This is a genomic window from Thalassotalea eurytherma (genome assembly GCF_030161415.1).
Taxonomy (GTDB): domain Bacteria; phylum Pseudomonadota; class Gammaproteobacteria; order Enterobacterales; family Alteromonadaceae; genus Thalassotalea_G; species Thalassotalea_G eurytherma.
In genome coordinates, this window is record NZ_BSSU01000015.1 from 106888 (window position 1) to 130675 (window position 23788).

28 protein-coding genes and 1 rRNA gene are annotated in these 23788 nt (G+C 39.6%); 14 read left to right on the forward strand and 15 right to left on the reverse strand.

What is annotated here, in order from left to right; translation table 11 throughout:
- Positions 1-66: 66 nt before the first annotated feature.
- A complete protein-coding gene (gene rraA / locus QQK02_RS14790) occupies positions 67-552 on the forward strand; it encodes a ribonuclease E activity regulator RraA (RefSeq protein WP_284208878.1) in 486 nt (161 codons plus the stop codon).
- Between the two features lie 7 nt (positions 553-559).
- Here the strand turns inward: rraA and QQK02_RS14795 are convergent, their stop codons facing one another.
- Both QQK02_RS14795 and hutI read right to left on the reverse strand, forming a co-directional pair.
- Positions 560-2638 (reverse strand): EAL domain-containing protein, encoded by a 2079-nt coding sequence (locus tag QQK02_RS14795; RefSeq protein WP_284208879.1) that lies wholly within the window; start codon positions 2636-2638, stop codon positions 560-562.
- An 86-nt stretch (positions 2639-2724) separates the two neighbouring features.
- Entirely contained in the window at positions 2725-3897 is a 1173-nt protein-coding gene (hutI, locus tag QQK02_RS14800; RefSeq protein WP_284208915.1) for an imidazolonepropionase, read from the reverse strand.
- Positions 3898-4354: 457 nt separating this feature from the next.
- Here hutI and QQK02_RS14805 point away from each other — a divergent pair, with 457 nt between their 5' ends.
- From QQK02_RS14805 to QQK02_RS14825, 5 genes are read left to right on the forward strand one after another with little or no spacing between them, the layout of a single operon-like run.
- Positions 4355-4540: a hypothetical protein gene (locus QQK02_RS14805; RefSeq protein ID WP_284208880.1), complete on the forward strand. Its 186-nt coding sequence runs from the start codon at positions 4355-4357 to the stop codon at positions 4538-4540.
- 31 nt (positions 4541-4571) lie between these two features.
- A complete protein-coding gene (locus QQK02_RS14810; protein ID WP_284208881.1) occupies positions 4572-5030 on the forward strand; it encodes an NfeD family protein in 459 nt (152 codons plus the stop codon).
- A gap of 27 nt (positions 5031-5057) precedes the next feature.
- Positions 5058-5978 (forward strand): SPFH domain-containing protein, encoded by a 921-nt coding sequence (locus tag QQK02_RS14815; protein ID WP_284208882.1) that lies wholly within the window; start codon positions 5058-5060, stop codon positions 5976-5978.
- Positions 5978-6913 carry an SPFH domain-containing protein gene (locus QQK02_RS14820; RefSeq protein WP_284208883.1) on the forward strand — a complete coding sequence of 312 codons (936 nt, stop codon included), beginning with the start codon at positions 5978-5980 and terminating at the stop codon, positions 6911-6913. Before QQK02_RS14815 ends, QQK02_RS14820 begins: the two co-directional genes overlap by 1 nt.
- A gap of 57 nt (positions 6914-6970) precedes the next feature.
- The gene (locus QQK02_RS14825; RefSeq protein ID WP_284208884.1) at positions 6971-7366 is read left to right on the forward strand and encodes a DUF4019 domain-containing protein; all 396 of its coding nucleotides are present in this window, start codon (positions 6971-6973) and stop codon (positions 7364-7366) included.
- Between the two features lie 54 nt (positions 7367-7420).
- Here QQK02_RS14825 and QQK02_RS14830 read toward each other — a convergent pair whose 3' ends face one another.
- The 4 genes from QQK02_RS14830 to QQK02_RS14845 all read right to left on the reverse strand — a co-directional run bounded on the left by QQK02_RS14830 (position 7421) and on the right by QQK02_RS14845 (position 10004).
- Positions 7421-7654, reverse strand: coding sequence for a hypothetical protein (locus tag QQK02_RS14830; RefSeq protein WP_284208885.1), 234 nt, complete (start codon positions 7652-7654; stop codon positions 7421-7423).
- A 144-nt stretch (positions 7655-7798) separates the two neighbouring features.
- Positions 7799-8629: a Rossmann-fold NAD(P)-binding domain-containing protein gene (locus tag QQK02_RS14835; RefSeq protein WP_284208886.1), complete on the reverse strand. Its 831-nt coding sequence runs from the start codon at positions 8627-8629 to the stop codon at positions 7799-7801.
- Positions 8629-9111, reverse strand: coding sequence for a nuclear transport factor 2 family protein (locus tag QQK02_RS14840; protein ID WP_284208887.1), 483 nt, complete (start codon positions 9109-9111; stop codon positions 8629-8631). The genes QQK02_RS14835 and QQK02_RS14840 overlap by 1 nt, the downstream gene beginning before the upstream one ends.
- Positions 9108-10004: a bifunctional GNAT family N-acetyltransferase/hotdog fold thioesterase gene (locus QQK02_RS14845; protein WP_284208888.1), complete on the reverse strand. Its 897-nt coding sequence runs from the start codon at positions 10002-10004 to the stop codon at positions 9108-9110. The genes QQK02_RS14840 and QQK02_RS14845 overlap by 4 nt, the downstream gene beginning before the upstream one ends.
- A 36-nt stretch (positions 10005-10040) precedes the next feature.
- Here QQK02_RS14845 and QQK02_RS14850 point away from each other — a divergent pair, with 36 nt between their 5' ends.
- Positions 10041-10832, forward strand: a complete 792-nt coding sequence (locus tag QQK02_RS14850; protein ID WP_284208889.1) for a spermidine synthase — start codon at positions 10041-10043, stop codon at positions 10830-10832.
- On the opposite strand, the gene dtd is transcribed toward QQK02_RS14850, so the two are convergent.
- From dtd to QQK02_RS14865, 3 genes are read right to left on the reverse strand one after another with little or no spacing between them, the layout of a single operon-like run.
- Positions 10813-11250, reverse strand: coding sequence for a D-aminoacyl-tRNA deacylase (dtd, locus tag QQK02_RS14855; protein ID WP_284208890.1), 438 nt, complete (start codon positions 11248-11250; stop codon positions 10813-10815). The genes QQK02_RS14850 and dtd overlap by 20 nt on opposite strands.
- 12 nt (positions 11251-11262) lie before the next feature.
- Positions 11263-12222, reverse strand: a complete 960-nt coding sequence (gene pip / locus QQK02_RS14860) for a prolyl aminopeptidase (RefSeq protein ID WP_284208891.1) — start codon at positions 12220-12222, stop codon at positions 11263-11265.
- Positions 12223-12262: 40 nt separating this feature from the next.
- Positions 12263-13111 carry a virulence factor BrkB family protein gene (locus QQK02_RS14865; protein ID WP_284208892.1) on the reverse strand — a complete coding sequence of 283 codons (849 nt, stop codon included), beginning with the start codon at positions 13109-13111 and terminating at the stop codon, positions 12263-12265.
- 99 nt (positions 13112-13210) lie between these two features.
- Between QQK02_RS14865 and QQK02_RS14870 the strand changes: the two genes are divergently transcribed.
- Complete coding sequence (locus QQK02_RS14870; RefSeq protein ID WP_284208893.1) at positions 13211-13438, forward strand: hypothetical protein; 228 nt, start codon at positions 13211-13213, stop codon at positions 13436-13438.
- Positions 13439-13446: 8 nt separating this feature from the next.
- Positions 13447-14097 (forward strand): DUF2959 domain-containing protein, encoded by a 651-nt coding sequence (locus QQK02_RS14875; RefSeq protein ID WP_284208894.1) that lies wholly within the window; start codon positions 13447-13449, stop codon positions 14095-14097.
- Positions 14098-14126: 29 nt separating this feature from the next.
- On the opposite strand, the gene QQK02_RS14880 is transcribed toward QQK02_RS14875, so the two are convergent.
- Together QQK02_RS14880 and QQK02_RS14885 are read right to left on the reverse strand one after the other, a co-directional pair.
- The gene (locus tag QQK02_RS14880) at positions 14127-14282 is read right to left on the reverse strand and encodes a hypothetical protein (protein WP_284208895.1); all 156 of its coding nucleotides are present in this window, start codon (positions 14280-14282) and stop codon (positions 14127-14129) included.
- A 28-nt stretch (positions 14283-14310) separates the two neighbouring features.
- On the reverse strand, positions 14311-14493 hold the full coding sequence (locus tag QQK02_RS14885; protein WP_284208896.1) for a hypothetical protein: 183 nt from the start codon (positions 14491-14493) through the stop codon (positions 14311-14313).
- Between the two features lie 387 nt (positions 14494-14880).
- On the opposite strand from QQK02_RS14885, the gene QQK02_RS14890 reads away from it, so the two are divergent.
- Entirely contained in the window at positions 14881-15036 is a 156-nt protein-coding gene (locus tag QQK02_RS14890; protein WP_284208898.1) for a hypothetical protein, read from the forward strand.
- Positions 15037-15150: 114 nt separating this feature from the next.
- Here the strand turns inward: QQK02_RS14890 and typA are convergent, their stop codons facing one another.
- The gene (typA, locus tag QQK02_RS14895) at positions 15151-16971 is read right to left on the reverse strand and encodes a translational GTPase TypA (RefSeq protein WP_284208900.1); all 1821 of its coding nucleotides are present in this window, start codon (positions 16969-16971) and stop codon (positions 15151-15153) included.
- Between the two features lie 293 nt (positions 16972-17264).
- On the opposite strand from typA, the gene glnA reads away from it, so the two are divergent.
- From glnA to glnG, 4 genes are all read left to right on the forward strand, one after another.
- Positions 17265-18671, forward strand: coding sequence for a glutamate--ammonia ligase (gene glnA, locus QQK02_RS14900; RefSeq protein ID WP_284208901.1), 1407 nt, complete (start codon positions 17265-17267; stop codon positions 18669-18671).
- A gap of 111 nt (positions 18672-18782) precedes the next feature.
- Positions 18783-19310, forward strand: coding sequence for a DUF4124 domain-containing protein (locus QQK02_RS14905; protein WP_284208902.1), 528 nt, complete (start codon positions 18783-18785; stop codon positions 19308-19310).
- 77 nt (positions 19311-19387) lie between these two features.
- Positions 19388-20476 (forward strand): nitrogen regulation protein NR(II), encoded by a 1089-nt coding sequence (gene glnL / locus QQK02_RS14910; protein ID WP_284208903.1) that lies wholly within the window; start codon positions 19388-19390, stop codon positions 20474-20476.
- Positions 20473-21873, forward strand: coding sequence for a nitrogen regulation protein NR(I) (gene glnG / locus QQK02_RS14915; RefSeq protein ID WP_284208904.1), 1401 nt, complete (start codon positions 20473-20475; stop codon positions 21871-21873). The genes glnL and glnG overlap by 4 nt, the downstream gene beginning before the upstream one ends.
- A 5-nt stretch (positions 21874-21878) precedes the next feature.
- Here the strand turns inward: glnG and QQK02_RS14920 are convergent, their stop codons facing one another.
- The 3 genes from QQK02_RS14920 to rrf form a co-directional block, all read right to left on the reverse strand.
- Entirely contained in the window at positions 21879-22247 is a 369-nt protein-coding gene (locus tag QQK02_RS14920) for a MerC domain-containing protein (protein WP_284208905.1), read from the reverse strand.
- 75 nt (positions 22248-22322) lie between these two features.
- Positions 22323-23282 (reverse strand): elongation factor P--(R)-beta-lysine ligase, encoded by a 960-nt coding sequence (gene epmA / locus QQK02_RS14925; RefSeq protein ID WP_284208906.1) that lies wholly within the window; start codon positions 23280-23282, stop codon positions 22323-22325.
- Positions 23283-23502: 220 nt separating this feature from the next.
- Positions 23503-23617, reverse strand: a 5S ribosomal RNA gene (gene rrf / locus QQK02_RS14930).
- Positions 23618-23788: the final 171 nt, after the last annotated feature.

The following is a 23788-nucleotide window of genomic DNA, read 5'->3' on the forward strand; positions in this document are numbered from 1 at the left end:
ATTGTAGATGCCATTTTACAAGTTATACTGGTATCTGTCGTAACAAGCCAACAATGAGCACTCTTTATGGAATACAATACATCTGAGCTTTGTGATATTTATGCCGATTTAATCGATGTTGTCGAGCCAATTTTTAGTAATTATGGTGGTCGATTCTCTTTTGGTGGTAAAGTTGTCACAATAAAGTGCTTTGAAAGCAATGGCTTAATTAAAGACGTACTCTCGCAAGACGGCAGTGGCCAAGTACTTGTTATTGACGGTGGCGGCTCAACAAGACGCGCCCTATTAGATGCCTCTATTGTTGAACTTGCTCAAAAAAATCAATGGGATGGTATCATTTGTTACGGTAGCGTGCGTGATGTTGATGCACTAGAAGATTTTGATATCGGCATACAAGCATTAGTGTCAATCCCTGTGGGTGCCAATGATGAGCTTACTGGTGAAGCAGATGCAGCAATAAATTTTGGTGGCGTGACCTTCTTACCCGATGATCATGTATATGCCGATAATACAGGCATCATTTTATCCCCCGAACCATTAGATATTGAGTAAGCTAGATTCATTCATTATTTGAGCTTTCCTGATGAGCTAACCACTTATCAAGCCATTGCGGTGCATCAGTATAGAGCACCGCTGGTGCAATAATTTCACCTTGGGCGTTTTCTCCCGCTAACTCTCTAAACAGCAATTCAACTGACGCACTGTTGATGTGAGTGCCTACTAACGGCAATTCAATAACGTTTGCTAAATGAATCAGCGCATTAGTAATCGCCTTTTCAGGCTCTCTGTTGTCTTTAAACATTAACGATTCGCAACTAATGCGAATTTGATCAACCGTTAATTTTCGTACATAGCGCAACGCTTCATAGCTACCAGAAAAATCATTGATAGAAAGTAACGTCCCTACCTGTTTCAACTGATCAAAGGCAAGCTGCACCTTATCGCCAACCGACAATAGCAAGTGCTCTGAAATAGAGATCATTAGATAGTTTGCCTGAATAGACTTCTTTTTCAGCTCTTGTTCAATATGCTCTATTGTTACTTCATCAAGTAATTCAAGGCTTTCAAAATTAATAGAGACTGGTTTTAACGCGCCTTTTGACTCCAGCGTTTCAAGCCAATCAATGGCGGTATTAAGTAGTTGTTGGAACACTTTAAAGGCGTCACCACTTTGCGTCGCTATTTCTTGCAGTTGCGCTTGTGATAAATCTTCAGTTTTACTATATGGCCAACGCATAGTCACTTCATAACCGATAACGTCTTTGGTTACTAAGTTAATTTGTGGCTGAATGAGATAATCAAAGCCATCTTCTGCAATACAGGCTTTTAATCGCTCCATTTTTACTAATTGAGATTTAGAGATTTGACTAATAGACTGGTCTACAAAGTAAATTGATTGATTTAGCTGTTCAGCTTTTAACAGTGCATCTTCAGCTAAAGTAACGGCTTGTTTAACGGAGCTATCCCCTTTCGCCAGCATCGATACACCAAAGGCCAATTCAAAATTCATGGTGTAACTTTTAAATGTCATCGCCTGTGGTAATGCTGAAATCAGCTGCTGGCATATATGCTCAACAACTTCATTATCATCATATTTATTATCAGTTAAATCAGCGACGATGAGAAAATGAAGACTGTGCAATCTAGCCACATAAAATGGAATATCAGCGAAGGATAAATTAACTAAGCCATCAATTTTCAACGATTGCTTTTGCATGCTATAGGCAAGCTGTAGTAGCAAAGCATCTGAATTTTCATAACCTAAGATTTTGTTGGCTTGTGCAAAATTTACTGGCTTAAATGCTATAGCTGCTAATTTTTGATGCTCATTATTTAGCAGGGAGTATTCTAGTTTTTTAGTCGCTTGCCCCTGAAGAGGAAAGTTTGTTACTGCGTCGCGTGCATATAATTGCCAATCTTCATGGCTGATTCCACCAGACTCTTTCTCTGCCGATGAATGTCTTATTAAGGTATATGTAAAGTGCGTAAGCACCATGGTGTAGCCAATGCCTATAACCAAATAAAAGAGCCCCTCGTCAATACTTCCATTGAGCCATAACCAGAACATCGTCCCGCTTGAGACTGTTACGCCTAACGCACACATCAACCAAATAAAACTACTTGCTTGACTGCGAACTAACATGTAACCACGAATGTAGGCGGTTAATGCGGTAACCATAAACCAGCCTAACCAAGTGAGATTGTGATTGATATCAGGAAGAACAAACAAGCTTGTTTCAAAAACAACGAACAGTGCAACAATGGAAATTGTTAACCACCGAAGTCGAGGCATTAAAAGCTCTGATAGCCAATCACTGCGGTTAGGCATTAAAAATAATAAACATAAATAGGCATTTGCGGCTGAGCATAGCCATAAATGATCACTACGCTGATTGAGCGAGTTTGCATCTTGACTTATGCAGCCAATAAAAAAGAGTAGCGTGATACAAAGTAAACTTGGAAAAACAAAAATAGTGGCGTTGTTCAGTGAACGCCATAATGCCATGCCAAGCACAGGAATGGTTATACCTAGAAAAAACGTTAATGAAAGATGACTAAGCGTGAAATTAACACTCTCAGCCCGAGCTGAAAACGCGACAAAAAAGAGAGAAAGCCAAAATATTCGTGAATATATCATGCACAACTACTTACACTAGAGTTAAACATCACAGTTGATGTTTAACTTAGCCTATGCAATAAAACGAATTTTGTACAGCTTTTGCTTTAACCTGTTAATTCGCCACGTTTAAATAATTGATGAAGTGGATTAACACCAAACTGATAGCACAACTCTGCAGGCTGTTGAATATCCCACATCGCTATATCGGCATCCATACCGATCGCTAACTTACCTTTTGTACTCGATAAGCCGAGCGCTTGAGCACCAAAACATGTTACACCAGCAAGCGCCTCAGCAGGCGTTAACCTAAATAATGTGCAAGCCATATTCAACATCAATTGTAGCGAATTGATAGGAGAAGAGCCTGGGTTAGCGTCACTAGCAACCGCCATTGGCACGTTATACTTTCTTAATAATTCGATAGGCGGTTTTTGAGTTTCTCTTAAGAAGTAAAAGGCGCCAGGTAATACAACGGCAACCATATTTGCTTCAGCCATAGCTTTTACACCTGCTTCGTCTAAATACTCAATATGATCAGATGATAACGCTAAATATTTAGCAGCCAATTCAGTGCCACCAATATTAGAAAGTTGCTCAGCATGCACCTTTACGGGAATACCATGGCTTTTTGCCGATTCAAATACTTGCTCTGTTTGTTCTGCATCAAAAGCAATACCTTCACAAAACACATCAACAGCATCAGCTAACGCGTGTTCTTTTACTTTAGGCATCATTTCCTGACAAACGAGATCAATATACCCTTGGCTATCGTCCTTATACTCAGGTGGTAATGCATGTGCGCCTAAAAAAGTTCTTTGTACATCAATTGGTAAATGCTCCCCTACTTGGGTTGCCACCTTAAGCATTTTCAGTTCGGTCTCGGTTTCTAAGCCATAGCCAGACTTAATTTCTATGGTTGTTACGCCTTGCTTATTGAGTGCTTTGGCTCTTTTCAACGCACCTGCCAATAATGTTTCTTCGCTGGCTTGTCGAGTAGCTTTTACTGTCGAAATAATACCACCACCCGCTTTGGCAATTTCCTCATAGCTTTTACCTTGCAGGCGCATTTCAAATTCGTTTGCGCGATTTCCACCAAAAACAATATGGGTATGACAATCGACCAAACCCGGTGTTAACCATTTACCTTGGCCATCAATAGTTAATTCTGTTTGATGTTCAGGAATCGCTGACATTTCACCTAACCAAGCAATTTTTCCTTCGTTGATCGCCAGCGCACCATTTAATATCTCACCATAGCCTTTAGCACCGTTTGTCATAGTTGCTAAGTTAACGTTGGCAATTAAAGTTTGCCATTTATGTATATTAGGTTGAGTCACTGATTTCACCGATTTAAGAAAATAGCAGATCGCTATAAGTATTGAATAACCGAATTATAAGGCAAAAAAAAATGGTGTTAAGGACTTTATGCCAAAACACCATTTTCTTACTGTAAGCTTTTATTAGCAGCCGTCTATTTCTAAATACAGCTGCAGAGATCAACATCAGCCACAGAAAAACCTAATTCATCGTGGTCTTCAACATCTATACCACTCTCAATTCAGTCAGTTACTTCTATTTAGGTTTAATGATTAGAGGCAACAATTTGTTACCGCCATAGGTTTTAGCGCGTAACAAATAAACGACAAGCCAATCGTAATTTAACAAAAATTTCACATTGACATATTATGTCACCCGATATAAGGTTAATAAATATTCTATGACAAGGAGAAAATCATGAAGAAGTTAATTCGCTACTTACTGATACTGTCATTACTTGTACTTGCTATCGTATTTTATAGCCTTGGAAGCATTAACAACTTACTGATTTTATTGATTATTGGGTTTGGTTTAGAAGTTGCCTTTTGGCTACTTGCTTTTAAAGATCACCGTAAAGAGAAAAACAAACTCACGCGCTCTTGATAAAAAGAGTACAACAATATCCGGAGGAACTATGGATTTTTTACTATCTTTCGATACTTGGATTGTGTTAACAATCGTACTAGCGAGTGCCGAAATTTTTGTGCCTGGAGGAATCTTACTAAACCTAGGTATCGCGTCACTCATCGTAGCACTAGGCATCAGAACTAGCCTACTTACTGACGGTGTTGCCGTTCTTACTACTTGGTTTATTAGCGCCACTATTTTACTTTTCATTGGCTATTACGTAACCAATAAATTATTCCCTTCTCGTCAGCGAATAGACAATGTCGATGAAGAGCTCGATGTTTTTGGTCAAGAAGTCAAAGTAACTGAAACTATTGGCCCTGGGCATCAAAAAGGCCGCGTTGACTTTCAAGGAACGTCTTGGACAGCGCTTGGTGACGGCAGCAAGATTGAAGAAGGAACGACTGCAGTCATCATATGTAAAGAAAACATTTCTTTAGTTGTTGAACCTAAAACAGCTAATTAATTTTAAAACATAGCAAAGGAGTTACCTATGTTAGCAACAATGACCTTTGGTCTTTTATTCCTACTGTTCATTTTATTGAAACTCATACTTGTCGTGGAAATGAGAGAAGTATGTATTATTGAACGTTTAGGCAAGTTTAGGGCTGTTATGCAGCCTGGCGTACATTTTCTAATACCATTTATTGACCGCGTAGCTTATCGCCATGAAACGCGTGAACAAGTATTAGATATTCCCGCACAAAGCTGTATTTCAAAAGATAATATTCAAATCAATGTTGATGGTCTTGTCTATATCAAAGTAATGGATGGCATGAAAGCCAGCTACGGCATTGAAGACTACCGCACAGCAAGTGTTAACTTAGCGCAAACAACGATGCGTAGCGAGATTGGTAAGCTTAATTTAAGTGAAACCTTTTCTGAGCGCGATACGTTAAATGAAACAATTGTCCGAGAAATTGATAAAGCATCAGATCCTTGGGGTATCAAAGTATTGCGTTATGAGGTACGAAATATAACGCCTTCTCCTAACGTGATTCATACCCTTGAAAAACAAATGGAAGCAGAACGAGCAAAACGTGCTGAAATCACGCTTGCCGAAGCTGAACGTGAATCAACAATCAACCTTTCTGAAGGTGAAAGACAAGAAGCAATTAACCTTTCTGAAGGTGACAAGCAACGTCAAATAAATGAAGCGGAAGGTAAAGCAAAAGAAATAGAGATCCTAACCCAAGCTTCAGCACAAGGCGTTAGCATGATCGCGAAAGCGGTGCAAAAAGAAGGCGGAGATAATGCGATTAAGATGCGCTTAATGGAGCAATATATTAATCAAACAGGTGATATTTTAGCGAATGCTGACATTTCAGTGTTACCAACTGAAATAGCCAAACTTGAAGGCTTTTTTGAAGGTATGGATAAAGTCACTGCCGCAACGCAAGGAGGTAAAGCATAATGCCTATTTCACAATCACAATTCGACCTGTTTATTCTTGCAATATGGGGCTCTATCTTTTTTTATGTGGCGTTTAAATTTGTTAAATCTATTTGTTTAGTACCAACTAAGAAGGCGTATGTTGTAGAGCGTCTTGGAAAGTACCGCTCTACGTTGGAAGCAGGTTTCCATCTGTTACTGCCATTCATTGATCGTGTTGCTTATATCCATGACTTGAAAGAAGAAACCATCAATGTACCGCCACAAGAGTGTTTTTCTCGTGACGAGGTCAACGTAGAAGTTGATGGCGTAATTTACATTCAAGTTGTTGATCCTATCAAGGCTAGTTACGGCATTACTGACTACCGATTTGCTGCGACGCAACTCGCCCAAACAACAACACGCTCAGTTATCGGTACCCTCGATCTTGATCGTACATTCGAAGAGCGTGATGTTATCAGTGCTAAAGTTGTAGAGGTACTCGACAGAGCAGGTGAAAGCTGGGGTGTTCGTGTTCACCGTTACGAAATTAAAAATATCGCGCCACCATTAACGGTAAAAAACGCAATGGAATTACAAGTAAATGCCGAGCGTGAACGCCGAGCAATTCTTGCTAAATCTTTGGGTGATAAAACAAGCCGAATTAACCGTTCAGAAGGTTTACGACGTGAAATGATCAACCTTTCTGAAGGTGAAAAACAGCGCCGTATTAACTCTGCAGAAGGTAAAGCAGCGGAAATTTATGCTATTGCCGAAGCCACCAGTAACGCCATAGAAAAAATGGCGAACGTTATTTCACAAGAAGGTGGGCAACAGGCGATAGAAATGCAACTTTCAGAGCAATACTTAACAAAAATGAAAGGGTTAAGTAATGAAAGCAGAAAAGTCATTCTCCCTGCAAATTTACTTAATTTTGAGCAATGGCTAAGTACCATGGGGCTCAATAAAAATAAATAGTCGCTGTTTCGATGCTCTCTGTCGAAACAACAAACACCATAACTAAGGAGTTTTGAAATGAAATACATGACATTAATTCTATCGCTATTTATATCGGCGCAGGTGTTGGCAATGAATTCACAGGGCCTGCAAATAGCAAATGACTGGCTTAAAGTTATAGATGCGGGTGACTATAGCCAAAGCTGGCATCAGACCGACGATTTCTTTAAAGCACAGTTACCACAAGAGAAATGGCAAAGCGCATTGCAGGACGTTAGAACCCCATTAGGAGAAGTAAGGTCGCGCACAGAAATAAGTAACAACGCTTATAACGCTTTACCTGGTGTACCTGATGGAGAGTATCTTGTCATCCAATATAAAACGGAATTTGAACATAAAGCGTCATCGATTGAGACGTTAACATTGAGTAAAAAAAGTGGTCAATGGATGCCAGTTGGTTACTTTATTAAGTAATAAGCAGGGTCATCTAAAGCTTAGAAAAAGAGGCTAATTTTATTAGCCTCTTTTTTAATGGCTAATGGTAAATACAATCGAAAAAACAAGCGCGATAGAGCAAATAACCAGTACTTTGTCAGATAAAACAATACGACCTTTAACCGCATCCTTTCTAATATAAGCAAATAATTTATAACTAAGTGCTGACAATAATGCACATATGATATGCACGACCACCGTTCGAATCGCTAAATTTTCTTCCCATAAAAAAACAGGGCCAGAATAACTCACAAAGAATAAATCCATGATGGACACATGAGCAAATAATGCAAGAAACAAAAAGGCGAGTGAATATTTAGCGCGAAACGACATAACAAAAAGAGATAAACAACAGTAACCCCATCATACGCAGATTTTTTTAGACAAGCAAAGGCAGACGTTAATTCACCGTTACTTCGATGTTGCTATCCACTGCACTAAATCAGGTATTTCAAACTGATAACCTAGTCGATTTGTTGAATCTATCCCAATAATACGTTTATAACCTGCCTCTTTATCAGAGATATCAAACGCGGGTTCAGGTTGACCTAATACCTTTGCAGACTGCTGATAAAAATTGGCTTTAGTTGCATTGGTTTCACTAACACCGTGATAGATACCTGAAACCTCATTACAGCTAACCAAACACGCTAACAAGCCAACCGCATCGACTTTGTGAATTAAATTCACAGGAGCATTACCTTGTGTGTATTGCTTAGTCTGCTTGAAAAAACGTCCAGGATGACGATCCTCACCAACTAAGCCTGACATTCGAATGACGGCGGTTTGCATAGCTGTGCTATCAACGCCAAGTACGAGTTGTTCAGCCTGAGCTAAAACATCCACTTTCGGCGCACTAAGATCTAGAGCAGCGGACTCATTTACGTCACCCGTTAGGCCATTTAATACTGCCGTAGAGCTCACTAAGATAATGCGCTTTACTTTTAACTGCTTTGCTAGCGTAACTAATTGTTCTATTTTTAGCGGGTAATCAATTTTCCCTTTTCTCAATTGCGGTGTTATTGAGATAACCCATGTATCTGCGCTTAATTGCTCAAATACTGCTTCATCAGGCTCATTGTCAAAGGGTAGTACGAGTTTTATGCCACGAATACCTAAACCTTGTAGTTTTTGTAATGACACGTCACTTTGACAAGTACCAACTACGTTTACACTTTCTTTGAGCAAATGTGTGGCTAACGCGCTACCTAGCCACCCACAGCCAATAATCGCTACTGACATTATTTATCCTGTATTTTATTAAATTGCTTAATTTGCTTTACTACATCGCCAGCAAGCCCATTCGGCACAGGAATAGATAAATTGTATTGCATCAATTGCCAACTCGCCCCTACTTTAACCAACACACCCGAACCACGACATTGGCCATATTTTTTATGGCTTAATAGTTCATCAAAGAAAAGGATTTCACTAGATACCTTAGTGATATTTTGCTCTGTTGGCGTATAACGCCAGCCGATTCCTTTAGAAAAGTATGGCCTAACAAAGCCTTCAAAAGCTTGCTTTGTCCATCGCTCTGAACCATCAGTACCAAGAAAAATAAAGTCATCATGCATTAGTTGAAAATATGCCTCTTGATTAGCATTAGCGGCAGCTTGATGAAAGTGGTTTAATGTTGCTTTGGCTTCATGTTGGTAACTTGTCGCAGACACTACGCTACTAAACAATAAAAACAAACATCCAAGTATTAATTGATTTTTCATTCTTCACCCTTTTTAGGTATCACAACATAAGTACCCGTAAACTCAGCGGCTAAGATATCACCACTGTATACCTGACAGACGATATGTACTTTTGCTTTCTTATTTTTCGCGACGTTTTGGTAATTTTCTTCGATATTCGTTTGATCAACAACCGCATACGCATGAGCGGGGATTGGCGCTAAATATTTAATACTGCCTTTCCCTAGCACGATATCGCCTGACAACCCTTGCTGTTCAAGTTGCAGATTTACCCAGCCCCAACCGGTCAACGTTGCTAACGTATTGATACTGCCTGCAAACATTGTGTCATGGAGGTTTTTATTAAAAGCTAAGTCGCAACTTGTCATCAATTTATCTTTTGTTGCTGATAACACCCTAATCCCCATTGCCTTACTCATCGGGATTGTCGCATACCAGGTTTTAACCAGTTGTTGCACGGCACTTGTTAGAACGGGCTCAGCTAAAACTTTTTCCATTTTGTAGTGCTGAATTTCATCATACAACACATGGGATTTACCCTGATTGGTATAGCCTTGAGATAGATAAAAAGCCAACGCATTCTCTCGGGCATTTAACTCTATTTTATGTAACCCTAATTCGCCTGCCTTTTGCTCACACGCTACCATTATTTGACGACCTAATCCTTGCCCCTGGTAAGCTGGTGAAACCGCAACATATCGAACTTGACCAAGCGTTTGATTAACTTGATGCAACCTCGCTACTGCGATGATATGGTTATCTTTATCAGTGATCATAAAGTGGTGGCTAATCTCTTCGAGATTATCAAGTTCACTTCCCTGAGGTTGATGCCAAGGGGCACGGAGGTGTTGCCAACGAAAATGAAGATACTGTTGTTTTTCTTGCTTACCACTTGGCGAGGTTAATTGTCTCATTAGCTCGGCTTTACATGTCATTATATTTGGGAAATTATGCGCTTATTAAACCACATAAAAACTGGAAAGGTTATCCGATTAGTCAACCAAGACAAACAAAGGTTGGTGATTATGGAAGATAAACATTACCGTTGGTTAATTTTCGACGCTATTATTCAAAGTGTAATGCTAAAACGTGCGCCCAATCGTGTACTGATGCCCCATCAACAAGCCTTGTTAATACCACTGCTATTTACCAAACCTTCTCGTATTATTGAACTCGGTTTAGGCGGCGGTAATTTTACGCGCTCCATTAAAGCCCTTTCACCAAATAGCCAGTTGATTACGGCTGAAAACGACAAAGACGTCATACGCGCCTTTGATGATTACTTTAACCCTGAGGCAATACGTTTTGATATTAGACACCAAACAGGAGAGCAATTATTAGTAGAGCAACATAATAAGTTTGATTGGGTGGTATGTGATATTTATGATCATGATAATCATCACTTTATGGAGCAAATAAAACAATCATTGCTGACGCAACAATCACCAACATATTGGACAATTAACCTACCTGATATGCCGGAAAATAAACTCAACAAATTACTTGAATCGCTTCGTGTAATTACGCAACAAGTCTTAGACACTATGCGCATGAGTTATCAAGTAAATTACCTTGAAGTTCCTCGCTTCAAAAATGTCATTATTTATATCTTCCCTCTACCGCTAGTTAGGTTGTTACCGGAAGAATGCTTATTACCACTCCACTTTGCTCGACGACTAACTGTTGCCTGGCAACATACTATTCAGGTTGGCCCCTTCCAATCTAGCCTTGCAAGTGAATAGTCACAGGGCCATCATTAACTAGCGCTACTTGCATATCTGCACCAAATTGCCCCGTCGGCACCCTAAAGCCTAACTCTCTCAAGCATCGACAAAAATATTGATAATATTCATCGCCCATTTGCGGTGATGCGGCTGAGGTGAAACTTGGTCTTAACCCTTTACGGGTATCTGCTGCAAGCGTAAATTGAGAGACCACTAAAATATCACCGTTGACCTGCTCAACATTTAAATTCATTTTGCCATTGTCATCTTCAAAAATGCGGTATTTTGCAACCTTTTGCGCTAACCGCTGAACATTTTCTTTAGTATCTTCTGGTTCTACCGCTAATAGAACAAGTAACCCTTTATTGATTTTTCCAATTATTTCGTTATCGACACAGACACTCGCTCGACTAACTCGTTGAAGTAAGGCAATCACAAACATACCTCATTAACTAACATTGATAAATTGCGCCATTTGGTCGGTTGCTTTACAAAATGCATCAATGGTTTGTCGTTCAAAGCCACTATGACCCGCTACCGGCAACACCTGAAGCTTTGCATTTTGCCAAACATTGGCAAGCTCAAAGGCGACACTTAATTGGCAAATCATGTCATATCTGCCATGTAAAATAAATGCAGGTAAATGGCTAATTTTATGAATTTTTCCTAGCAACTCGCCATCTTTTAGGTAACTTTTGTGGTAAAAAAAGTGAGCTGATTGCATCGCTAAACAATGGGCTGTATGCGGATCTTCAACATCCATAATAGAATCTGCCTGATGCTCAATCGACGACATTCTACTTTCAAATAAAAACCAAGCTTTGCAGGCAGCAATCGCAGCGACTTCATTATCACTAGTCACTAATTCGTAATATGCTGACAAAGGATCTTGTCGTTGCTGTTCATTAAGTAGCGAAATAAAATCTTGGTAATATTCAGGAAAGAATTTCGCAACACCATTGGAGCGATAGAGCCAATCATACTCTGCCTGGCTTGCCAAAAATACGCCGCGTAAAATAAACCCTAAGCACTGCTGGGGGTAACGAACTCCATAAGCGATAGCAAGTGTTGTGCCCCAAGAACCGCCAGCCACCAACCAATGCTTAATGTTAAAGTAACGCCTGATGTGCTCAATGTCGTGAACAAGAGCATCGAGATCAACCGCTTCGATACTGGGTGAAGGCAGGCTTCTGCCGCACCCTCGCTGATCAAACAGAATAATGTGATATTTCTCAGGGTCAAAGTATCGACGAAAATCACTACTTGCACCAGCGCCGGGGCCACCATGACAATAAATCACAGGTATTCCATGTCGATTTCCAGCGTCTTCAACATAGATTTGATGAGTATCACTGACCTTAAGAAAGTGGGTACCATTTGGTGTGATTTTGGGGTACAGGTGCTTCAACGTTACGCCTTATTATCGACCATGAGATAAGTTTAGCTAATTATTCTTCGCTGTGCGCAATTCCTGTTGTTCTTGATTCTACAGTAACCGTAAACAAGGCACCTAAAAGCACAATTAACCAAGAAAGATATACCCAGGCAAATAAAATAGGGATGGTCGCTAATGCGCCATAAATAGCTTCATAAGACGGTAATAACGTTATATAAAGTGCAAAACCTTTCTTCGCTATCTCAAAGAGTATTGCCGCGAAAATAGCACCTTTAATTGCGTGCGTAAATCTGACTTCTTTGTTTGGCACAACCATATACAAAAATAAGAAAGCTAACGTAGAAGCAACTAATGGCAATACCCTAACAAAAAAATGTTGAAGACCTGACAATGCACTATCACTAAACGTAACCAATGAAATTAAATAGGAAGTGCCAGCTAAACTTGCACCTGCCAACAGTGGGCCCAAGGTTAATACCATCCAATAAGTAGAAAATGCCGTTACGACGCGACGCTTTTTATCTACACCCCAGATTTTATTTAAGGTTCGGTCGATGGCAGAAATAAGCAATAAAGCAAATAAGAAAAGAAAGCTCACCGCGACCGCAGACATTCTCGATGCATTTTTCACAAAGCCCGTTAAGTGCTCCTTCACAACATCGCCAGCTGTCGGTACAAGGTTTTGATAAAGGAAGTTTTCAATTGCTAATTGAATATCACCAAATATAGGAAATGCAGTCATCATTGAAAACATAACAAGCAATAACGGCACTAATGACATTAATGTCACGTAGGATAAATAACCAGCGTTGACATGCGCTTCAGCCTGCGAAATATTTCGAACAAAGGCGACGAGAAAAGCGCGGCATTGAACTGACCAAGCTTTTATATCAAATTCCATAATTATCCCAATATCTACTTAATTTTTTAAATAATCACTGTATATTAAGATACTTACCTATAATTGTTTAGATAACAACTAAAAGCTTAAGGAGAGTTTATGTCAGGGCAAGGTTCTGGTGGTAATGTATTAGCTGCAATCTGTAGTTTTTTTATTTCAGGTTTAGGTCAATTAGTTCAAGGACGAATTGGTGCTGCAGTTATGTTTTTCTTATTCACTTGGGTTAGCTATGCATTAGCGGCTACAGGTGTTTTATTCTTTATGGCGTTACCTGGATTTATTTTCCATGTGTGGTCAATTATTGACGCTGCCAAATTTAAAGGCTGAGGTGAATCATGAAAGCTAAGCATCTTCCCTTAGCGTTTGTATTAACATGTGGCTCTTTGTTGCTATCAGGCTGTGAATCAACGTATTACGCGGCCATGGAAAAGGTTGGTAGTCATAAACGTGATATTTTAGTATCACGAGTAGAAGACGCCAACGAATCGCAACTAGAGGCTCAAGAAGAGTTTCAAGACGCTTTAACGCATTTAACAAGCTTAATTAACTTTGATGGTGGTGAGCTTGCTCAGCAATATGAAGTCAGTAAAGACCATTATGATGCAAGTAAAGCCGCCGCTGACGATGTTACGGAGCGCATTGAGTCAATTGAGAGTGTCGCTGATGCATTATTCGACGAATGGCAAGAGGAAATTGAGTTGTACTCAAACGCTTCGATGAAAAGTCAAAGTCAAAGTCAACTGAGAAATACTCAACGTCAATACCAAAGTGTTATTCGAGCGATGCGTAAAGCTGAGGCAAGAATGTTTCCGGTACTTGAAAAGCTACAAGACAATGTTTTGTTTTTAAAACATAACTTAAATGCGAAAGCGATTGGTGCATTGCAAGGCGAATACAAAAATATTCAAAAAGATGTGCAAGTATTAATTGATGATATGAATGCGGCGATTGAGCAATCAAATCAATTTATTGAACAGATTAAATAACGTAATACTGATGAGGGTTAACCTAAAAATTAGCCCTCTACTTCTTCCGGTTTTACCATCATGGCCAGTAACTCTTCTAATTCACCGAGTTGACGTTTATTTCCATAACCTTGCTCAAATGCTTCAGAAAGCGACTTGAGTAATTCAAGTTTTTCTTTACTGAGGTTATATGGGTAAACGATCATGAGACATCCTTGTTTTTGTTTCTATTTTTTAGTATTCATAATGGCCAACAACCTGTTGAGGCTGATGGTTAAAGTTTTGGTGACTTTCTCTACCAAAATTAATGTAGTGTTTGTACAGCAATTTCAATTCCATTTGCTCGTCACGTGACGCATTACCTGATAGAACCTTTTCAAACAAAGTGTTCATTCGAGTGATTCGCTGCTGATTCATTCCCTTATCCCATACACGCATTGCTCTAATTACATTCTATGATATAAATAAGAAAAATCTGCCTTGAAAATCACAACTTTCCTAAGACCACATAAACCTAGCAACACATTTAAGTTAAAAAAGCCAACAAAAGCATAAACTTAAATTTTCATACCATTACATAAGGCAACTATTTCGCACAAGACTTTGAGACATGTCTTACAAAGACGGCGCCCTCTGTCACGAAAATGTAACAATATTTGATATAATGACGTTACACCCACTCAGGCAGCGCTTGTATTATCGACAAAGTATTAACAACTACTCGTATCAAGCAATTCGTATATGAAACAACCAACGTTCAAAATATCAATCGGTTAACCTCAATCGTTCATCAAGGCGTGATACTTGAAAAAATTAGCAGTTGGTTTAATTATAACGCCAACTATTTCTGCCCCCGCGCTTGCACGAGACAATTCTTCTCGTTGGCAAAGTAGTTTACATAACGACAGTAAAATATATCTGCGACACGCTTTAATGAAAGAGCGCCAACTTGAGCGTTAGAACAAACGCAGTATTACGTTGTCACGTATCTAAGAGCAGAAAGCAACAGAAGCACAAAACACTAAAAACAAAAAACGCCGGCAACTGCCAGCGTTTTTTTAGTTTTAATAGTGCTTATTTTTTCGCAGTACGGCTTTCGCGCTTACGATCTGACTCTTTCAACCACTTCTTACGAATACGAATATTCTCAGGCGTAACTTCTACAAGTTCATCATCATCAATAAACTCTAGTGCTTGTTCTAACGTCATTAACACTGGTGGTGTTAGTACCTGTGCTTCATCAGTACCTGATGCACGTACGTTAGTTAATTGCTTACCTTTTAATGCATTTACTGTTAAGTCGTTATCGCGGCTATGAATACCGATGATCATACCTTCATAAACTTCTACACCGTGACCAATCATCAAACGACCACGTTCTTGTAGGTTAAATAAGGCGTTTGTTAATGCTTTACCTGTTGCATTAGCAATCATTACACCGTTAAGACGTTGACCAATGTCACCACCTTTGTGAGGACCGTACTGTAAGAATGTGTGGTAAATCAAACCAGAACCAGACGTTAACGTCATGAATTCAGTTTGGAAACCAATCAAACCACGGCTTGGCATGATGAAGTCCATGCGGATACGACCTTTACCATCAGGTGCCATATCAGTAAGCTCAGCTTTACGTAAGCCCATCTTTTCCATGATAGAACCTTGATGCTCTTCTTCTACATCAATAGTTACTGTTTCATACGGCTCTTCAATTACACCGTCAACTTCACGCATGATTACTTCAGGACGAGAAACAGCAAGTTCGTAACCTTCACGACGCATGTTCTCAATTAAGATACCTAAGTGCAGCTCGCCACGACCAGAAACTTTAAACTTATCTGGATCGTCTAATTGCTCAACACGTAATGCAACATTGTGGATTAACTCTTGGTCTAAACGGTCTTTAATATTACGTGATGTTACGTATTTACCTTCCATACCAGAAAACGGTGAAGTGTTTACTTGGAATGTCATCGTTACCGTTGGCTCATCTACTGATAACGCAGGTAATGGAGCAACTTCGTTCGGGCAACAAATGGTGTCTGAAATCTTTAATTCACCTAAACCGGTGATTGCAATGATGTCACCTGCTTTAGCTTCGGCAACTTCATGGCGATCTAGGCCTAAGTAACCAAATACTTTACCTACTTTACCGTTATGAATTTTACCAGCTGCTGCTTGAATCGTTACTTGTTGGTTAGGTTTAACTGAACCACGAGTGATACGGCCAACACCAATAACACCTAAATAAGAGCTATAATCAAGCTGTGAGATTTGCATCTGGAATGCGCCTTCAGGATCAGCATCAGGAGCAGGAACTTGATCAACAATTGTTTGGAACAATGGTGTCATGTCGTCGCCTTCAACACCTTCTTCCATTGACGCCCAACCATTAATAGCTGAAGCATATACCACTTGGAAATCTAACTGGTCATCAGTAGCACCTAAGTTGTCGAATAAATCGAATACTTGATCCATTACCCATTCAGGGCGAGCACCTGGCTTATCAATCTTGTTGATAACAACAATTGGTTTTAAACCTTGAGCAAACGCTTTTTGAGTTACGAAACGCGTTTGTGGCATAGGGCCTTCTTGTGCGTCAACAATTAACAATACTGAGTCAACCATTGACATTACACGTTCAACTTCACCACCAAAATCAGCATGGCCAGGAGTATCTACGATATTTACGCGATAGTCATTCCAGTTAATCGCAGTGTTCTTTGCAAGAATCGTAATTCCGCGCTCTTTCTCGATATCGTTAGAGTCCATAACACGTTCGTCGTGATCTGAACGTTCACCTAAAGTACCTGACTGCTCTAGAAGTTTATCTACTAAAGTCGTTTTGCCATGGTCAACATGGGCGATGATTGCAATATTTCTTAACTTATCTAACACGGGCATTTGCTCATAGGGCTGTAATTGGGCGCGAATTATACAGTAGTAATCTAAACAAATAAAACAGTTAGTGATCCTTTTACTTTTGCACTACTATAAAGCAAGAGTTACCGGCACCAATCAATGCACCAGAACAGGGCAAGCACAGCACCACCAAGGTGCAAAGACAAGACACGATTAAGCAAAAGTTGTTGATATATTTAGATTTTATCTTTGGCACGATATTAGCTATTGAATCAACAACCAAAATGTTTATACATTAAACTAAAAAATAATTTCACTGGAGACTGAGAATGTCACAAGCTGTTTTAGACCTAATCAAAGAAAACGACGTTAAGTTCGTTGATCTACGTTTCACTGACTCTAAAGGTAAAGAGCAACACGTTTCTCTTCCTTACCATCAAATCGACGAAGACTTCTTCGAAGAAGGTAAAATGTTCGATGGTTCATCTATCGCTGGCTGGAAAGGTATTAATGAATCAGACATGGTTTTAATGCCAGATGCTGAAACAGCTGTTTTAGACCCGTTTACTGAAGAAGTAACATTAAACATTCGTTGTGACATCGTTGAACCTTCAACCATGCAAGGTTACAGCCGCGATCCTCGTTCAGTAGCTAAGCGTGCTGAAGAGTACATGCGTTCAACAGGTATTGCAGATACTGTTTTAATTGGTCCAGAGCCAGAATTCTTCGTTTTTGACGATGTTAAATTCCACACTGACATGTCTGGTTCAATGTACAAAATTGACGACAAAGAAGCAGCATGGAACGGCGCTACTGATTATGAAGACGGCAACCATGGTCACCGTCCTGGTGTTAAAGGTGGTTACTTCCCAGTAGCACCAGTAGACTCTTCACAAGACTTACGTTCTGCAATGTGTTTAGTGATGGAAGAAATGGGCTTAGTTGTTGAAGCACATCACCATGAAGTTGCAACATGTGGTCAAAACGAAATTGCTTGTCGCTTTAACACTATGGTTAACAAAGCTGACGAAGTTCAAATTTATAAGTATGTTGTTCATAACGTTGCGCATGCATACGGTAAAACAGCGACATTCATGCCTAAGCCACTAGTTGGTGACAACGGTACTGGTATGCACGTTCACCAATCTTTAGCTAAAGACGGTGTTAACTTATTCTCTGGTGATAAGTACGGCGGATTATCTGAAACTGCACTTTACTACATTGGCGGTATCATCAAGCATGCTAAAGCATTAAACGCATTTACAAATGCTTCAACGAACTCATACAAGCGTCTTGTTCCAGGTTTCGAAGCACCAGTAATGCTTGCATACTCTGCTCGTAACCGTTCAGCGTCTATCCGTATTCCTGTAGTACCTTCTCCAAAAGCTCGTCGTATCGAAGTTCGCTTCCCTGATCCAACAGCTAACCCATACTTAGCATTCTCTGCAATGTTAATGGCTGGCCTTGACGGTATTAAGAATAAGATTCATCCTGGCGATGCTATGGATAAAGACTTATACGACCTACCAGCAGAAGAAGCCGCAGCAATTCCACAAGTTGCATCATCTTTTGAAGAAGCTTTAGACGCGTTAGAAGCAGATAAAGAATTCTTAATGGAAGGCGGTGTTATGGATGCTGATATGATTGAAGCATACATTGGCCTTAAGCGTGATGAAGTTGAAACATTAAACTCAACGACTCACCCTGTAGAATTCCAAATGTACTACAGCGTTTAATAGAAACTAACGTGGTATTGTTAAAAAGCTCACTTCGGTGAGCTTTTTTTGTAGCTAAATTTTAATATTTTAGATAGATTATAATTACTTCTAAGGAATAGGATTTACGATATGAGAATGGTGGCAATTGGTTTAGTATTAGCTTGCACGTTAATATGTGACGCTACTGCTCAGTCAAAAAAAGCCAAAATATATGTATGGACAGATGAAGCAGGTAATACCGTATTTTCTGATAGCCCAAAACCAGGTGCTCAAGAAAAGATTATTCCTGAAAATAAAAACGTTCTTCCTTCAGTAAATACCAAACAATTAGATATCACTCCTCAAAAACTTCCTGACGATTTCACCATCGATATAACGCAACCTGCTGATAGTGAAACAGTGCGAGATAACACAGGCTCTGTTCATGTTATTGGCCGCATCAAACCAATCTTTAAACAAGGTTACAAAATCCAGCTACTGCTCGACGGTAAGCTTACGGAAAAGCCCCAAAGCCGCTCAATGTTTGTTCTTAGAAATGTAGACCGTGGTGAACACCAAATTCAATTACAATTACTTAACCAGAAAGGCAAGGTAATTGCATCATCAGAATCAGTTACGTTTTATATGCATAGAGCTTCTATTAATACGGCTAAATAGCCTCATATTCGTGCATATTTAACTAAATTTCATTACACTGAATTTTTACGCGCACCATTCTGGTGCACTGGTGATTTATGCAATCTAATTCACAATCTTTACGAGCGTTAAAACAAACCTACCAACAGCAGCTTGGTGGGCAGTTGGCGACTGCCGTTATTGTATTGGATAAGTCATTTATTATTCAGTATGTAAATTTATCTGCCGAGTCAATCTTAGTGAAAAGCTTCGATAAACTGGTAGGTAAATCATTTCACGACATTTTTTTTACAACATCTATCAACGAAATACAGTTACAACAATTATTAGATTCAGGACAAGAGTTTACCGATAGCGATGTAACCCTTCAGTTTGTCGACAACTATAAAATCACCGTTGAGTTAACCGCTTCTTCTGTAGAATTTAACAATAATCGACATATTTTGATCGAGTTCAACCAGATAGATAAACAAAAACAAATTAGTGAAGAAGCTTTTCAACATCAACAATGGGAATCTGCTCGCGACCTTATTAAAGGTTTAGCTCATGAAATCAAAAACCCGTTAGGTGGCCTTCGTGGTGCAGCACAATTATTAAGCTTAGAGCTAGATGAAGAAAAGAAAGAATATACCGCAATGATTATTGAACAGGCTGACCGATTAACCAACCTTGTCGATCGCCTTCTTGGCCCTAATCAATTGCCCAAAATGACTGAGCAAAACATTCATTTAGTCTTAGAAAAAGTATTTAAACTCGTTAGTTTTGATAGCAACACTAAAATCAAACTAACCCGTGACTATGACCCATCGATACCTGAAGTAACTTTTGATGAAGAAAAACTTCAACAGGCAGTATTAAATATTGTAAACAATGCAGTTCAAGTACTCGATGAAACAGGTGAAATCACGTTAAAAACAAGAATAGCTAGTAACCAAACGATTAATGGTAAACGTATCAAGCTTGGCGTTAAAATATCCATAATAGATAACGGCCCGGGTATTCCGGAGAGTATTCAAGATACCCTGTTTTATCCTATGGTATCGGGAAGAGCTAACGGCACCGGCATTGGCCTTTCTATCTCACAAACACTTGTCCACCAGCACAATGGCAAACTGTCATGTAATTCTCGTCCTGGTCACACAGCATTTAATATTTTATTGCCCTTTGAGGAAGAAGGTACCTTATGATCACAGAACAAGTATGGATTGTTGACGATGATAGTTCGATTAGATGGGTATTAGAAAAAGCGTTTAGCAACGCAAATATTTCAACGGCTTCTTTCGAAAATGCAAACAATTTACTTATCGCATTAGATCACGCCCAACCAGAAGTTATTATTTCTGATATTCGCATGCCTGAGATTGATGGCATGGAGTTACTTAATAGAATCAACGCACAATACCCAGAACTTCCCGTCATCATCATGACAGCGCACTCAGATCTTGATAGCGCTGTTAACGCATACCAAGGTGGGGCATTTGAATACCTACCTAAGCCGTTCGATATTGACGATGCTTTAACACTTGCCAAGCGAGCTCTAGCACATGCTAAAGAGCAACGAGCGCAACGTAAACAGCAAGACGACGATAAAAGCAGCGTTGGTATCATCGGGGCAGCTCCGGCGATGCAGGAAGTGTTTAGAGCCATTGGACGATTATCGCGTTCAAGTATTAGTGTATTAATTAATGGTGAATCTGGTACAGGTAAAGAACTTGTTGCTCATGCATTACATTCACATAGTCCCCGCGCCAAGGCACCATTTATCCCGCTAAATATGGCTGCAATCCCGAAAGACCTAATAGAGTCTGAATTATTTGGCCACGAAAAAGGTGCATTTACAGGTGCCAATTCCGTAAGGCAAGGTCGCTTCGAGCAGGCACATAACGGTACATTATTTTTAGATGAAATAGGTGATATGCCACTCGATATTCAGACACGCTTATTGCGCGTTTTGGCTGACGGTCAATTCTACCGCGTTGGTGGACACTCGCCAATTCAAGTTGATGTACGAATCATCGCAGCTACTCACCAAAACCTTCAAGAACTTGTTGAGAAAGGTGATTTTCGTGAAGATTTATTTCATCGTTTAAATGTGATTAAAGTACATTTACCTAGCTTAAAAGAACGACGCGAAGACATAGAACAATTAGCGAATCATTTTCTAAAAAGTGCCGCTGATGAACTTAACGTTGAGGCTAAAACTTTACATAAATCTGCACTTAGTTTTTTAGAAAACTATCAGTGGCCGGGCAACGTTCGACAGTTGGAGAATACGTGTCGCTTTTTAACCGTTATGGCTTCTGGTCAAGAAATATTTATTGAAGACTTGCCGCCAGAATTAAAAGAAAGTCCAGCGTCGACTCAGGTTGAGGGATCTTGGCAATCAGCGCTTGAATCATGGGTTGATCAGCAATTACAAGGTGGTAATGAAGACATTTTATCTGGCACAATTCCTGATATAGAACGTCTTATGTTGAAACGTGCATTACATTTCACTCAAGGTCATAAACAAGAAGCAGCTAAGAAACTTGGTTGGGGACGTAATACGCTAACAAGAAAACTAAAAGAGCTTGATTTACAGTAGAGGTGCTATTGAATATTGCACTGCTTATAGTTGTTGCAAAGTCGTAAGTTTATCACATGCGACGCAACAACTAGCCCTGCACCAATAATGATAAAAACAGGTGCTAACGACTCAGAATAGTCATGTTTAATCCAGTAAACAGCTACACCAGTATAAAGAATAAAAAACGGATAAAGTTTTTTATGGTATCGCTTGTAACCAGAGTACAAAGCGATGGTACCTAAAATTGCGGTCGCCATTAAAAATCCATGCTCCCAAGTATGATCGGCCAAGAAGGTTAGTCCTAAAAGAGGAAGCGCAGGCAATAATAAAGGCAGCAAAATGCAGTGCAGCGCACATAACGAAGTAGCAGCGATACCAATTCGATCTAACATTTTTAACCTTTAAAGAAATTTCTGAAGACAACAATGATACTATAACATAAAAGATATAATATCACATAAAGGTAATTAAGCGTTTTCAATCGTAAACGTCAAAACACTTTCAATATTTGCTTTACTAAGCGCCAACATGACTAATCTATCAATACCTACTGCAACGCCAGAACACTCAGGAAGACCAGCCTTTAATCCATCAACGAACCGTTGATCAATTGGCCTCTCAGGAAGCCCAAGTAACTTACGTTTAATATTATCCGACTCAAAGCGCTTTAGTTGTATGTCTGGGTCGGTAAGCTCATTAAAGCCATTCGCTAATTCGAGCCCTTTGTAATAGCATTCAAAACGATGCGCTACTCGCGGATCGCTATCAGACGCTTTGGAAAGTGATGCTTGAGAGATTGGGAAGTCAAAAACAAAACATGGTCGTTCATTGCCAATATTAGTCTCGACAAATTCACAAAAGATAAACTGTAATAGAGTATCAATGCAATTTGCATGAATTAACCAATCATCAGCTTTGTCGTTGCTTCGTAAATAAGTTATGAGTTCACCCTGATCACAAGATAGAGGATCAATACCTGTGTTGTTGATAAACACATTTTGATAGCTAATGAGCTCCGCAGGCTTTGAGTCTAATACGCATTTTAATAACTCATCTATTTCCTGCATTAATTGATGATGATCTAAGCCAACTCTGTACCACTCCAGCATGGTAAATTCTGGGTTGTGATGGCGGCCAAAAGCCTCATCACGAAAGGACTTACAGATTTGATAAATTGACTGGTAGCCTGACGCTAATAAGCGCTTCATTGCATATTCAGGAGAGGTTTGAAGAAACAGTGGCTCTTTGCCAGATGGAAAGTGATACTCTGTTTGAAATGCATCTAAGTGTGCATCTGTTACAGTACCTGCACTTAATATAGGCGTATCTACTTCTATCACTTCATGATGTTGAAAGAACTGCCTAATTTTAGCGACTAGCTGAGCACGCTTTTTAGCATCTTCCCAAGTCATTGATGATCGCCACATACTAACTTCCATTTCCTGAAACCAATAAAAATCATTTTCCAAAGCCCTCTCGCATGCTTAAGACATGGAAAGAACTTCACTCTAAACAATAGATAGTGTACCCAGAGCTATCTAGTAAACACAAACAAAAAAGCCCGCTCAAAAAGCGGGCTTTTACATACAAGGATGTATTAATGTCGATGATGTTTATGAATAAACGTCTACATCGAATAAAATAGGTAACTGGCAATGACCTACTCTCACATGGGAACTCCCACACTACCATCGGCGCAGTTGCATTTCACTTCTGAGTTCGGCATGGGATCAGGTGGGGCTACAACGCTATTGTTGCCAGTCGAAAACGACGTTCATGGATGAACTAATGTCGACAAGCGTCAGAATGACGGTTGTTTGTCGAGGTAACCCACAAACTTAAAACTTTAATTGGTTAATGCATTCTAATAATACGTTAAGCAATTAAGGCTTACTTAGTAAAACAAAAGCCCGCTCACTGAGCGGGCTTTCTA

Excerpts from the sequence above, each read along its gene's own strand:
- rraA (WP_284208878.1), top strand. The coding sequence starts at position 67 with ATGGAATACAATACATCTGAGCTTTGTGATATTTATGCCGATTTAATC.
- QQK02_RS14795 (WP_284208879.1), bottom strand. The coding sequence starts at position 2,638 with ATGATATATTCACGAATATTTTGGCTTTCTCTCTTTTTTGTCGCGTTT.
- hutI (WP_284208915.1), bottom strand. The coding sequence starts at position 3,897 with ATGACAAACGGTGCTAAAGGCTATGGTGAGATATTAAATGGTGCGCTG.
- QQK02_RS14805 (WP_284208880.1), top strand. The coding sequence starts at position 4,355 with ATGAAGAAGTTAATTCGCTACTTACTGATACTGTCATTACTTGTACTT.
- QQK02_RS14810 (WP_284208881.1), top strand. The coding sequence starts at position 4,572 with ATGGATTTTTTACTATCTTTCGATACTTGGATTGTGTTAACAATCGTA.
- QQK02_RS14815 (WP_284208882.1), top strand. The coding sequence starts at position 5,058 with ATGTTAGCAACAATGACCTTTGGTCTTTTATTCCTACTGTTCATTTTA.
- QQK02_RS14820 (WP_284208883.1), top strand. The coding sequence starts at position 5,978 with ATGCCTATTTCACAATCACAATTCGACCTGTTTATTCTTGCAATATGG.
- QQK02_RS14825 (WP_284208884.1), top strand. The coding sequence starts at position 6,971 with ATGAAATACATGACATTAATTCTATCGCTATTTATATCGGCGCAGGTG.
- QQK02_RS14830 (WP_284208885.1), bottom strand. The coding sequence starts at position 7,654 with ATGGATTTATTCTTTGTGAGTTATTCTGGCCCTGTTTTTTTATGGGAA.
- QQK02_RS14835 (WP_284208886.1), bottom strand. The coding sequence starts at position 8,629 with ATGTCAGTAGCGATTATTGGCTGTGGGTGGCTAGGTAGCGCGTTAGCC.
- QQK02_RS14840 (WP_284208887.1), bottom strand. The coding sequence starts at position 9,111 with ATGAAAAATCAATTAATACTTGGATGTTTGTTTTTATTGTTTAGTAGC.
- QQK02_RS14845 (WP_284208888.1), bottom strand. The coding sequence starts at position 10,004 with ATGAGACAATTAACCTCGCCAAGTGGTAAGCAAGAAAAACAACAGTAT.
- QQK02_RS14850 (WP_284208889.1), top strand. The coding sequence starts at position 10,041 with ATGCGCTTATTAAACCACATAAAAACTGGAAAGGTTATCCGATTAGTC.
- QQK02_RS14865 (WP_284208892.1), bottom strand. The coding sequence starts at position 13,111 with ATGGAATTTGATATAAAAGCTTGGTCAGTTCAATGCCGCGCTTTTCTC.
- QQK02_RS14870 (WP_284208893.1), top strand. The coding sequence starts at position 13,211 with ATGTCAGGGCAAGGTTCTGGTGGTAATGTATTAGCTGCAATCTGTAGT.
- QQK02_RS14875 (WP_284208894.1), top strand. The coding sequence starts at position 13,447 with ATGAAAGCTAAGCATCTTCCCTTAGCGTTTGTATTAACATGTGGCTCT.
- QQK02_RS14880 (WP_284208895.1), bottom strand. The coding sequence starts at position 14,282 with ATGATCGTTTACCCATATAACCTCAGTAAAGAAAAACTTGAATTACTC.
- QQK02_RS14885 (WP_284208896.1), bottom strand. The coding sequence starts at position 14,493 with ATGAATCAGCAGCGAATCACTCGAATGAACACTTTGTTTGAAAAGGTT.
- glnA (WP_284208901.1), top strand. The coding sequence starts at position 17,265 with ATGTCACAAGCTGTTTTAGACCTAATCAAAGAAAACGACGTTAAGTTC.
- QQK02_RS14905 (WP_284208902.1), top strand. The coding sequence starts at position 18,783 with ATGAGAATGGTGGCAATTGGTTTAGTATTAGCTTGCACGTTAATATGT.
- glnL (WP_284208903.1), top strand. The coding sequence starts at position 19,388 with ATGCAATCTAATTCACAATCTTTACGAGCGTTAAAACAAACCTACCAA.
- glnG (WP_284208904.1), top strand. The coding sequence starts at position 20,473 with ATGATCACAGAACAAGTATGGATTGTTGACGATGATAGTTCGATTAGA.
- QQK02_RS14920 (WP_284208905.1), bottom strand. The coding sequence starts at position 22,247 with ATGTTAGATCGAATTGGTATCGCTGCTACTTCGTTATGTGCGCTGCAC.
- epmA (WP_284208906.1), bottom strand. The coding sequence starts at position 23,282 with ATGTGGCGATCATCAATGACTTGGGAAGATGCTAAAAAGCGTGCTCAG.